We start from the raw sequence: 12117 nt of genomic DNA, 5'->3' as shown, positions 1-12117 counted from the left end.
GCTACTGGCTGCTGCTGCCCGGTGCCCAAGGCGCAGCGCCCCAGTGTCTGTGCCTGCTGCCACGCGGCACGCAGGAAGGGGTGCGGATTGTTCTGTCGGGCCGGCGCTTTGCACTTAGGCTTGGGCAGGCGGTGCGCTTTGACCTGCTGGCCAATAGCCTGCCCAGCCTGCCGGCCCAGGCCGGGCAACTGGCCCCCTTGCTGGGCGATGGTTGGGTAGAGCTGCCGCCGCTCGCCACCGTGCTGCCCGCGCCCGAAGGCCAGCACAAGGCCCAGATCGAGGTGCAGCTGCAAGCCAGCATGACCGAAGTCGGCACCTTGGAGGTGCGCTGCCTGGCCGTCGATGACCCCCGCCAATCCTGGCTGCTGCCGCTCAGCCTGCGCGGCGCCGTGCAGGCAACGGATGACAGCGCCGCCACGGAGGACAGTGCCGACGATGCGCGGGCCAGTGCGCGCCGGGAGCAGGCGATTGCGCAGATCGACCGCATTTTTGGCAACCAGGCGCAGGCGGTGGATGCCAAGGAAGTGCGCCAGCTGCGCCAGGTGCTGGAGCGGCTCTTGGGCCCGCGCACGAGCTGGGACCTGGCACTGCTGCGGGCCATGTTTGATGCGCTGCTGGCGCGTGCCAAGCGCCGCCGCCGCACGCCCGAGCATGAGCGCGCCTGGCTGAACCTGGCCGGCTGGTGCCTGCGCCCGGGCCTGGGCGCGCAGCTCGATGCCTGGCGGGTGGAGCAGGTCTGGGCGCTGTACCCGCAAGGCCTGGGCCATGGCAAGGAGCCGGGCAACTGGACCGAATGGTGGGTGTTCTGGCGCCGCGTGGCTGCCGGGCTGAATGAAGCGCAGCAGATGGAGCTGCTCGAAGATGTGGCCGGCCACATGCAAAAGGCGGTGCAGCAAACCGCCCGCAAGCGCGCCGATGGCAGTGGCGGCAAAAGCAGCCATGGCAGCTATGACGACATGCTGCGCCTGTTTGCCGCGATGGAGGCCGTCCCCTGGCAGTACCGCCAGGAGATGGGCCAGTGGATGCTGCAGCGCTTGAAGCGCGAGGGCGAAACCGTGCAGACCTGGTGGGCCATTGGCCGCCTGGCCGCCCGCCAGCCAATGGCCGCCAATGCGCACTTGGTGATGCCGCCTGCCGCTGCCCAGGAATTTGTACAGGCCACGCTGGCGCAGGACTGGCGCCGCAACGAGACCGCCATGTTTGCGGCGCTGCAGATGGCGCGCATGACCGGCGACCGCGCCCGCGACCTGCCCGATGCGCTGCGCAGCGAGGTACTGGACAAGATGCGCAGCAGCGGCGCGCCCGAGCGCTGGATCGCGATGGTGAGCCAGGTGGTGGAGATGGATGCCGAAGACCAGCAACGCAGTCTGGGCGACAGCCTGCCGCCGGGGCTGGTGCTGCTGTAAACAGCTGCGACGCCCCGTATTTGGGCGCTGGCCTCTGCTGCAATCGCGATGCGTAGGCGCGCCTGGCGTAGCATTCTGCCCTCCAGCCAGTGCAACAATGGCGGCTGCACCGCGCGGGACTGCCGGCGCTGTGCCTTTTTCCAAGGAGATATTGCAATGATGTTTGACACGACCCCCTCTTCAGCTTGCTTGCCGCGCCGTGCCGCGCTGGGTACGGCACTGGCCGTAGTGCTGGCGGGCGGCGTGCTACCCCAGGCCTGGGCACAAGCCAGTACGGCCAACTGGCCGAGCAAGCCCATCACCTTTGTGGTGCCCCAGGCACCCGGTGGTGCCAATGATGTGATTGCCCGTGCGGTGGCGCAGGGCCTGGGCCAGTCGCTGGGGCAGCCGGTGATTGTGGAGAACCGGGCAGGGGCCAATGGCAATGTGGGCACCAGCCAGGTGGCGCGCAGCGCGGCCGATGGCTACACCTTTTTGGTCACGGCGCAGAGCGCCTATACGATCAACCCGGCGCTCTACAGCGCGGTGCCGTTTGACCCGATCAAGGATTTCACGCCGGTGATGCAGCTGGCAGTCGCCCCGTATTTGCTGGTGGTGAACCCGAACTTTCCGGCCAAGAACCTGGACGAACTGGTGGCCTATGCCAAGCAGCACCCCGGCAAGGTGGAGTACGCATCGGCCGGAAATGGCACCTTGAACCATTTGCTGGGCGAGATGCTGAAAAAGCAAAAGGGTGTGGACCTGCTGCATGTGCCCTACAAGGGCGCCTCGGCCGCTGCCACCGATGTGGTGGCCGGCCAGCTGCCGATGACCTTTGGCAGCTTTCCCGGCGTGATGCCCTTTGTCACTAGCGGCAAGCTGCGGGTGCTGGGCGTGGCCTCGGACAAGCCGACCCAGTTGGCGCCCGAGATCGTGCCGCTGGGCAAGGGCCTGGCTGTTACCAGCTGGTATGGGCTGTTTGCGCCGGCCGGCACGCCCGAGACCGTCGTCGTGCGCCTGCATGCCGCCATCACCAAGGTGCTGGCCACGCCGGTGATGGCCGAGCGCCTGAAGACCTTGGGCGCCGAATCGGTGGTGTCGACACCGCAAAGCTTCAAGGCCAGCCTGCCGGCCGAGCTGGCCTACTGGAAGCAGGTGGTGCAGGACTCGGGAGCGCACATTGACTGAGCCCCAAGACGCCGCACTGCTGGCCGCCTGCCAGCAATTGCCAGTCGTCGGCCTGCTGCCTGCCGGCCCGCGCAATGCCATCACCGATGTGGCGGGGCTGCGCCTGGGCCATTGCACGCTGTCCGATGGCGATCTGCAGACGGGGGTCACGGTGCTGATACCGCCGCTGGACAACCCGTTTTTGCACAAGCTGCCTGCGGGCCTGGCCGTTATCAATGGCTTTGGCAAAAGCGCCGGCCTGGTGCAACTGGCCGAGCTGGGCCAGATTGAAACGCCGATTGCACTGACCAACACCTTTGGTGTCTCGGCCGTCGTGCAGGCGCAGATTGCGCAGTGCATTGCCGACAACCCCGAATGCGGCCGCAGCCTGCCCACCGTGAACGCGCTGGTGCTGGAATGCAATGACGGCTACCTGAGTGATATCCAGCGCATGGCCATTGGCCCGGCGCACTACCAGGCAGCGCTGGACAGCGCCTCGCCCGACGTGGTGCAGGGCGCGGTGGGCGCTGGGCGGGGCATGTCGAGCTTCCAGCTCAAGGGCGGCATCGGCAGCGCATCGCGCCAGGTCGTTGTGGGTGACGAGCGCTATACCGTGGGCGCGCTGGTGCTGGCCAATATGGGCAAGCTGGCCGATCTGCGCTGGGGCGGCCAGGCGGTGGGCGCGGCGCTGGAGCGGCGTCTGCAGGCCAAGCTGGCTGCCGGTATGCAACCGGGCAGCGCAGCGGGCGACGGCATCGACAAAGGCAGCATCATCATGCTGCTGGCCACCGATGCGCCGTTGGACAGCCGCCAGCTCAGCCGCTTGGCGCGCCGTGCCGCTGCCGGTCTGGCCAATACGGGATCGTGCTACGGCCATGGCAGCGGCGATATTGCGCTGGCGTTCTCGACCGCCTACACCCTGCCGGCCGATGCGGCCGCGCCGATGCCGGCGCTGGCGATGCTGCATGAGGCGCAGCTGGACCCGCTGTTCCGCGCGGCAGCCGATGCGGTAGAGCAATCGATTTTGAATGCGCTGTGGCATGCCCGGAGCGTGCAAGGGCGCGACGGCCACCAGCGCTGGGGGCTGCAAGAACTGTGCAAGGACTGAGGCGATGAAAGTACTGATTTCTGTCGATATCGAAGGCGTGGCCGGTGTCTACCACCCCGAGCAGGTGCGTGCGGGCAACCCCGAGTATGAGCGCGCGCGCCGCCTGATGGCCCAGGAGGCCAATGCCGCCGTCGAAGGCGCTTTTGCCGCTGGCGCGCTGGAGGTCTATGTCAACGATTCGCATGGCGGCTTTCGCAATATGCCGCCCGATCTGCTCGATGCGCGCGCCCAGGTCATCCAGGGCAAACCGCGCTACCTGAGCATGGTCGCTGGCGTGGAGCTGGGGGTGGATGCGGTCTGCATGGTTGGCTACCACTCGCGCGCGCAGGGCCGGGGCATTCTGGCCCACACCATCAACAGCTTTGCGTTTGCCAGCATCCATATCAATGGGCAGGAGGCCAGCGAGGCCAGCCTCTACGGCGCCTTGGCAGGCGCCTATGGCGCGCCGGTGGTGATGCTGGCCGGCGACGATGTGCTGCGTGAGGAGAACCAGGCGATCTTCCCGCAGGCGGTGTTTGTGCAGACCAAGCGCGCCACCGGCCAGGGCAGCGGCATCAGCCTCTCGCCCGAGCAGGCGCAAAAAGCCATCCGCGCCGGGGTGGAGCAGGGCCTGGCCGGGCGCGCGTGCTGCCTGCCGCTGCACACCGCCAGCCCGGTGCAGGTGCAGATTGCAGCTACGTCGCCCGGCATGGCCGATCTGTTCTGCCAGTGGCCGACGCTGGAGCGGGTCGATGGCCGCACCGTGCGTTTCAGCGCGCCGGACATTGAATCGGCGGTGCGCATGACCAATTGCCTCTCGGCCATGTCCAGCATGCTGCGCTGAGCGGCCTGCGGCCATACCCAGGCTGGCATGGCATGAAACCTGCTGGGTAGAGCGCTCAACATCGGTGGTGCGCGTTTATGAAGTCTTCCCTGCATTTTCTGGTCGCTGCCCGCCAGCATGAGATGGCCGCGCTGGAGCAGCTGGGCAAGGCCTGCTCGCTGGTGGTGGCGATGTCGGGCCTGGTGCATGCGCTGCAAAAGGAGCGCGGGCTGTCGAACATGGTGCTGGCCAGCGGCGGCGCGCAGGGCGCCGAGCTGCTGGCGCCCCAGCGGCTGCTGGCAGATGCACAGATCGCCAACGTGCGCGATGAACTCGATCGCCTGGGCCCGCACCCTTCGGGTGGCAGCGGCGCGCGGCTGTGCAATGCGATTGCCTATACCTTGCAAGGCGTGGCGGCCCTGCCTGCGCTGCGCGCCCAGGTGCAGGCCGGGCGGCTCACGCCCCCCGCTTGTACCGATGCCTTTGCGCGCCTGATTGCCGGCTGTCTGTCCGTCGTGTTTGAGGCGGCCGACAGCGCCAACGAGCCCGAGATATCGCGCATGCTGGTGGCCCTGTTTCACCTGATGCAGGGCAAGGAGCTGGCCGGGCAGGAGCGCGCCTGCGGCACCAGCGCCTTTGCCTCAGGCCAGCTGCAGCCCAGTGCCCGGGCGCAGTGGCTGCATTTGATCGAATCGCAGGAGCGCTGTTTTGAGGTGTTTGCCAGCCTGGCTACGCCGCGCGTGCTGGTGCTGTGGCAGGCCCATATGGCGGGCGATACCGACATGGCGGCGGTGGAGCGCATGCGCCGCGTGGCCCATACCGCGAGCGGGGCCAGCCTGAGCCGCAGTTGGAGCGCCGACTGGTTTGCGGCCTGCAGCCACCGGCTCGATGCCTTGCATGGCGTGGAGACCTTGGTCGCCCAGGAGCTGCAGGTGCTGTGCCTGCACAAGCTGCAGGCGCAGGAGCGGGCGCTGGCGGCCTTGCAGGCGCTGCCACCGGGTGCTGAACCTGCCCAAGAGGGCGTAAAGGGCGCAGAGGGCGCCGAGGGCAGCGAAGGCGGCATGGCCTTTTTTGAGGCCTCGGCGCCGCCCGATACCTGGTCGCTCGATGCCGTGGGCGCGCCGGCGCTGGGGCGCGATATCCTGTCGCTGGTGCAGCAGCAATCGCAGCGGCTGCAGACCATGCAAACCCAGATTGATGAAGCCAGGACGGCCCTGCATGAGCGCAAGACCCTGGAGCGCGCCAAGGGCCTGCTGATGGCCCAGCACCAGCTCAGCGAGAGCGATGCCTACCAGCTGCTGCGCCAGACGGCGATGAACCAGAACAAGCGCATGCTGGAGGTGGCCGAGGCCGTGCTGGCAATGGCGGCCTTGGTGCCCCAAGCCCCTGCAGCCCCTGCTGCAACTGAGCGCTAGCAGCTTTCCCCCGCGCACCAAAGCATGGCAGCCGCTGGCCCGCGGGCTGCTGCAATGCACCATTGCAGGGACGCGGGCCGCTGTGTAGCGCCGGCCCAGGTCGCCTCTCCAGAGGGAAGCACTGCAATTTTTTGAATTGGCATGGAATATGCATTGGTCTCCCCAACCAGGCCAAAGGCGGCCTGTTTCCGGTAATCGCGAGTTATTTCGGGACAACGGCGTCCCTTTCCTGACGGTGCAAGCCCTCAGCGAAAGGACGCCGTTTTTTGTTTTTGGAATCTGCAACGCCTTCGATGGAGTTTGACAAGAATGACGATACGCCCCACCCCTGACACCGCCCTGGCGGCAGAGGCTTCGCCCGCTTCTTCGCCGCTGGCAGGCCGCCGCCAGTTCTTGCGCCATGGCGCCCAGGCAGCGGCCGCCACCTTTGTCTACAGCGCGCTGGGCCACCAGGGCGTCTGGGCCGCAGGCTCGGATGCACCGGAGAAAAAAGAGGTCAATATCGGCTTTATCCCGCTGACCGACTGCGCCAGCGTGGTGATGGCCTCGGTGCTGGGCCTGGACCAGAAGTACGGCGTCAAGATCACGCCGACCAAGGAAGCGAGCTGGGCTGGCGTGCGCGACAAGCTGGTCAATGGCGACCTGGACTTTGCCCATGTGCTCTACGGTCTGGTCTACGGCGTGCAGCTGGGCGTGGGCAGCCCGCAAAAGGACATGGCGGTGCTGATGACGCTCAACCGCAATGGCCAGGCGATCACCCTGTCCAAAAAGCTGGCCGACAAGGGCGCTGTGGATGCGGCGTCTCTGGCCAAGCTGATGGGCGCGGAAAAGCGCGAATACACCTTTGCGCAGACCTTCCCCACGGGCACCCATGCGATGTGGCTGTACTACTGGCTGGCGAGCGCGGGCATCCACCCGCTCAAGGATGCGAAAGTGATCACCGTGCCGCCGCCGCAGATGGTGGCCAATATGCGCGTGGGCAATATGGATGGCTTTTGCGTGGGCGAGCCCTGGGGCCACCGCGCGATCATGGATGGCATTGGCATCACGGCCGTCACCACCCAGGACATCTGGCGTGACCACCCGGAAAAGGTGCTGGGCTGCACGCAGGACTTTGTCAGCCGCCACCCCAATGCGGCACGCGCCGTGACCATGGCGATTCTGGAGGCGGGCCGCTGGATCGATGCCAGCCTGCAGAACAAGCAGAAGATGGCCGAGACCATTGCCGGCAAGGCCTATGTGAACACCAGCGTGGACGCCATCAACCAGCGCATTCTGGGCCGCTACCAAAATGGCCTGGGCAAGACCTGGGACGACCCCAACCACATGAAGTTCTTTGCCGATGGCGAGGCCAGCTACCCCTATCTGTCCGATGGCATGTGGTTCCTGACCCAGCACAAGCGCTGGGGTTTGCTCAAGAGCCACCCTGACTACCTGGCGGTGGCCAAGAAGATCAACCAGACCGCGCTGTACAAGGAAGCGGCTGCGCAGCTGAAGATCGCCGTGCCCAAGTCGGACATACGCAGCAGCCAGCTGATCGACGGCAAGGTCTGGGATGGCTCGGACCCCGCCAAGTACGCCGACAGCTTTGCCCTCAAGGCCTGATAAGGAGCACCCCATGCCAGCTGCATTGCGAGAGAGTGTGTCGTCCTTGCCGACACCGGCCACGGCCCAGGCCCTGGCTGAACGCAAGGTTTTGTCCATCCATGAGCACATGGCGCGCAGCCTGCCCACTGCTGGGCTGGCTGCGACGGCCGAGCCATCAGCGCCATCCGCGCCTGCTGCTGCTGATGCTGCTGCTGCTGCGGCCCCGCGCGATCTGGCTGCCGCTTGGCAGCAGCGCTTTGGCACGCTGGTGCAAAACCTGCTGCCACCGGTGCTGGGCTTTGGCCTGCTGCTGGTGCTGTGGTCCATCGTCGCCCAGGGCAACCCCGGCATTCCGGGCCCGCAGGAGACCTGGGCCCAGGCGCAGGAGATTTTTCGCGACCCCTTCTACCGCAACGGCCCCAATGACCAGGGTGTGGGCTGGAATGTGCTGGCCTCGCTGCAGCGGGTGAGCATCGGCTTTGGCCTGGCGGCACTGGTCGGCATTCCGCTGGGCTTTGTCATTGGCCGCTTTGACTTTCTCTCGCGCATGTTCAACCCGGTGATCAGCCTGCTGCGCCCGGTGTCGCCCCTGGCCTGGCTGCCCATTGGCCTGCTGGTGTTCAAGGGCGCGAACCCGGCGGCAATCTGGACCATCTTTATCTGCTCGATCTGGCCGATGGTGATCAACACGGCCGTGGGCGTGCAGCGTGTGCCGCAGGACTATATGAATGTGGCGCGGGTGCTGAACCTGAGCGAGTGGAAGATTGCCACCACCATCCTCTTCCCCGCCGTACTGCCCTACATGCTGACGGGCGTGCGCCTGGCCGTCGGCACCGCCTGGCTGGTGATCGTGGCTGCAGAGATGCTGACCGGTGGCGTGGGCATTGGCTTCTGGGTCTGGGACGAGTGGAACAACCTCAACGTCAAGAACATCATCATTGCGATCTTTGTTATCGGCCTCGTGGGCCTGCTGCTGGAATGGGCGCTGATCCGCCTGGCTTCGGCATTCACTTTTGAGGAGGTCAAGGCATGACCATCAACCCCAACCCCCAGGCCACGGCCCCCAACGCCAAGTACATCGAGGTCCAGCAGGTGGCGCAAAGCTTCAAGACCGCCAAGGGCCTGTTCCAGGCGCTGCAGGGCATCAACCTGGAAATCGCACAGGGCGAGTTTGTCAGCCTGATCGGCCACTCGGGCTGCGGTAAATCGACCTTGCTGAACCTGATTGCCGGCCTCACCAGCCCCAGCGAAGGCACCTTGCTCTGCGCCAACCGCGAGATCAAGGGGCCGGGGCCGCAGCGCGCCGTGGTGTTCCAGAACCATTCGCTGCTGCCCTGGCTCACCTGCTGGGCCAATGTGCACTTGGCGGTGGAGCGGGTGTTTGGTGCGCGCGAGCGCAAGGCCCAGTTGGCTGCGCGCACCGATGCCGCGATGGCGCTGGTGGGGCTCACGCATGCAGCGCACAAGCGCCCCGGCGAGATCTCGGGCGGCATGAAGCAGCGCGTGGGCATTGCCCGGGCGCTGTCGATGGAGCCGCAGGTGCTGCTGATGGACGAGCCCTTTGGCGCCCTCGATGCCTTGACCCGCGCCAAGCTGCAGGACGAGCTGCTGGAGATCGTCGCGCGCACGCGCAGCACCGTGGTGATGGTGACCCATGATGTCGATGAGGCCGTGCTGCTGTCCGACAAGATCGTGATGATGACCAATGGGCCCGCCGCGACGATTGGCGAGGTGCTGCCGGTACCGCTGGCCCGCCCGCGCAACCGGGTGGCGCTGGCCGAGGATGCGCAGTACCAGGCCTGCCGCAAGGCGGTGATCGATTTTCTCTACACCCGCCAGGTGCATGTGGAGAAGGTGGCCTGATAAAGCCTACTTAGCTAGCAACAGGCGCTTCATAGGGAGCGCCTTTTTTGTGCACGCAAATGAGGCAGGGCGGCGCCAGTGTGGCACCGAGGCAGCACAAAAAATGTGCACAGGCGATGCGCGGCTGCGGGCGCGCTTCGACAGCCAACTTGGTATGGAACTTGCATAGCTCTTGGCGTGGCCATGGCGGCCACCGGGTGGTGGTGCACAGTGGCGCTACCGTCCAAAGACAAAGACGTCTAAGCGCGCATGCCTGGCATGCGGCGCCTAGACGTTTTTTTTTGTGCTGCCCACGGGAAATGCTATGAAAAAAATCAAGTTGGTCATGGTTGGCAACGGTATGGCGGGTGTGCGTGCGCTCGAAGAGCTGCTGGCGCTGGCGCCGGATCTGTACGAGATAACGGTATTTGGCGCAGAGCCCCACCCCAACTACAACCGCATCCTGCTGTCGCCGGTGCTGGCGGGCGAGCAGACCCTGGATGACATCGTGCTCAACGACTGGCGCTGGTACGAGACGCATGGCGTGCGCCTGCATGCCGGCTGCACGGTGCATGCGGTGGACCGCGCCCGCCGCGTGGTGCATGCCCGCAATGCCGATGGCGAGGCGGTGACGGCCGACTACGACCGGCTGATTCTGGCAACGGGCTCCAACCCCTTCATGCTGCCCATTGCCGGCAAGGAGCTGCAAGGCGTGCTGGCCTACCGCGACATTGCCGATACCCAGGCGATGATCGATGCGGCGCAGCACTGGCGCCATGCGGTGGTCATTGGCGGCGGCCTGCTGGGGCTGGAGGCGGCCAACGGCCTGATGAAGCGCGGCATGCAGGTGGCAGTGGTGCATGCCGGTGAGTGGCTGATGGAGCGCCAGCTCGATGACCAGGCCGGGCAGCTGCTGAAGAAATCGCTGATTGAGCGGGGCATGCAGTTTTTCATGCAGGCGCAGACGCAAGAGCTGCTGGGCAATGCCGAAGGCCGGGTGCGTGCGCTGCGCTTTGCCGATGGCCGCGAGATCGAGGCCGACCTGGTGGTGATGGCCGTTGGCATCCGCCCCAACACGGCGCTGGCCGAGGCCATGCACCTGCATGTGAACCGGGGCATTGTCGTCAGCGACACCATGCAGACCATCACCGACCCGCGCATCTATGCAGTGGGCGAGTGCGCGGCGCACAGGGGCATTGCCTATGGCCTGGTGGCGCCTTTGTTTGAGCAGGGCAAGGTGCTGGCCAACCACCTGGCCGAGATGGGCATCGGCCGCTACCAAGGCTCGCTCACCTCCACCAAGCTCAAGGTCACCGGCATTGATCTGTTCTCGGCCGGGGATTTCCAGGGCGGGAAGGGCACCGAGCAGATCGTGCTGAGCGACCCCTACTCGGGCGTCTACAAAAAGCTGGTGATCAAGGAAGACCGGCTGGTGGGCGCGTGCCTCTATGGCGATACGGTCGATGGCAGCTGGTACTTCAAGCTGCTGCGCGAAGGGCGCAGCGTGGCCGATATCCGCGACAAGCTGATGTTTGGCGAATCCAACCTGGGCGATGCCGGCCACCAGGGCCAGAACAAGGCCGCCGCGCTGGCCGATGCCGACGAGGTCTGCGGCTGCAATGGCGTGAGCAAGGGCGCCATCTGCAAGGCCATCAAGGACAAGGGCCTGTTCACCCTGGACGAGGTGCGCAAGCACACCAAGGCCAGCGCCAGCTGCGGCTCCTGCACCGGCCTCGTAGAGCAGATCATCATGTTCACCGTCGGTGGCGACTATTCGGCATCGCCCAAGACCAAGCCGATGTGCAGCTGCACGGAGCACGGCCACCAGGCGGTGCGCGATGCGATCCGCGAGCAGCGGCTGCTGACGACCGACAGCGTCTTCCGCTTCATGGAGTGGAAGACACCTAACGGCTGCGCCAGCTGCCGCCCGGCCATCAACTACTACCTGATCAGCACCTGGCCCAAGGAGGCGCGCGATGACCCGCAAAGCCGCTTTATCAACGAGCGCAGCCACGCCAATATCCAAAAGGATGGCACCTACAGCGTGATCCCGCGCATGTGGGGGGGCGAGACCACGGCCGCCGAGCTGCGCCGCATTGCCGATGTAGTGGACAAGTACCAGATCCCCACCGTGAAGGTGACCGGCGGCCAGCGCATTGACCTGCTGGGCGTGAGAAAGGAAGACCTGCAAGGCGTGTGGAACGACATAGGCATGCCCTGCGGCCATGCCTATGCCAAGGCGCTGCGCACCGTCAAGACCTGTGTGGGCAGCGAGTGGTGCCGCATGGGCACGCAGGACAGCACCCAGATGGGCAAGGACCTCGAACGCGCGATGTGGCGCATGTATGCGCCGCACAAGGTGAAGTTTGCCGTCAGCGGCTGGCCGCGCAACTGCGCCGAATCGGGCATCAAGGACGTGGGCATCATCGGCGTGGATTCGGGCTGGGAGATGTACATCGCCGGCAATGGCGGCATCAAGACCGAGGTGGCGCATTTTCTGACCAAGCTCAAGACCGCCGAGGAGGTGCTGGAGTACACCGGCGCCTTCATGCAGCTCTACCGGCTGGAGGGCTGGTACCTGGAGCGCACGGTGCACTACGTGAGCCGCGTGGGGCTGGACCATGTCAAGCGCCGCATTCTGGACGACGCCGCCGGCCGCCAGGCGCTCTGGGCCCAGCTGCAGCAGGCGCTCGACGGCGAGCCCGACCCCTGGTTCGAGACCGACAAGGCGGCGGTGGACCTGCGCCATTCCCAGCCACTGCCGGTGCTGCAGGCTGCGCCTGCGCTGTCAGCCCTTTCCGCCCCCGCCAC

General features: G+C 66.0%; 8 protein-coding genes and 1 pseudogene. All 9 read left to right on the top strand.

Annotation, left to right across the window (positions count from 1 at the left end):
• A pseudogene (locus H928_RS33650) lies at nucleotides 1–1406 on the top strand (molecular chaperone DnaK); the annotation flags it as partial.
• A 159-nt stretch (nucleotides 1407–1565) separates the two neighbouring features.
• On the top strand, nucleotides 1566–2573 hold the full coding sequence (locus tag H928_RS0119515; protein ID WP_373604932.1) for a Bug family tripartite tricarboxylate transporter substrate binding protein: 1008 nt from the start codon (nucleotides 1566–1568) through the stop codon (nucleotides 2571–2573).
• Complete coding sequence (locus tag H928_RS0119510) at nucleotides 2566–3660, top strand: P1 family peptidase (RefSeq protein WP_021028009.1); 1095 nt, start codon at nucleotides 2566–2568, stop codon at nucleotides 3658–3660. Before H928_RS0119515 ends, H928_RS0119510 begins: the two co-directional genes overlap by 8 nt.
• Before the next feature lie 4 nt (nucleotides 3661–3664).
• A complete protein-coding gene (locus H928_RS0119505; protein WP_021028008.1) occupies nucleotides 3665–4483 on the top strand; it encodes a M55 family metallopeptidase in 819 nt (272 codons plus the stop codon).
• Nucleotides 4484–4560: 77 nt separating this feature from the next.
• Nucleotides 4561–5877: a nitrate regulatory protein gene (locus H928_RS0119500; protein WP_021028007.1), complete on the top strand. Its 1317-nt coding sequence runs from the start codon at nucleotides 4561–4563 to the stop codon at nucleotides 5875–5877.
• Between the two features lie 309 nt (nucleotides 5878–6186).
• Nucleotides 6187–7482 carry a CmpA/NrtA family ABC transporter substrate-binding protein gene (locus H928_RS0119495; RefSeq protein ID WP_021028006.1) on the top strand — a complete coding sequence of 432 codons (1296 nt, stop codon included), beginning with the start codon at nucleotides 6187–6189 and terminating at the stop codon, nucleotides 7480–7482.
• 109 nt (nucleotides 7483–7591) lie between these two features.
• On the top strand, nucleotides 7592–8497 hold the full coding sequence (ntrB, locus tag H928_RS0119490) for a nitrate ABC transporter permease (RefSeq protein WP_027011141.1): 906 nt from the start codon (nucleotides 7592–7594) through the stop codon (nucleotides 8495–8497).
• A complete protein-coding gene (locus H928_RS0119485; RefSeq protein WP_021028004.1) occupies nucleotides 8494–9327 on the top strand; it encodes an ABC transporter ATP-binding protein in 834 nt (277 codons plus the stop codon). Before ntrB ends, H928_RS0119485 begins: the two co-directional genes overlap by 4 nt.
• A gap of 304 nt (nucleotides 9328–9631) precedes the next feature.
• Nucleotides 9632–12117, top strand: a 2486-nt coding sequence (gene nirB, locus H928_RS28840) for a nitrite reductase large subunit NirB (RefSeq protein ID WP_021028003.1), incomplete at its 3' end; no start/stop codon positions are given.

It is taken from the genome of Comamonas sp. B-9 (assembly GCF_000410635.1).
Classification (GTDB): domain Bacteria; phylum Pseudomonadota; class Gammaproteobacteria; order Burkholderiales; family Burkholderiaceae_C; genus Comamonas.
Note: the sequence above shows the minus strand (reverse complement) of the source record. Positions and strands in the feature narration are given on the sequence as shown.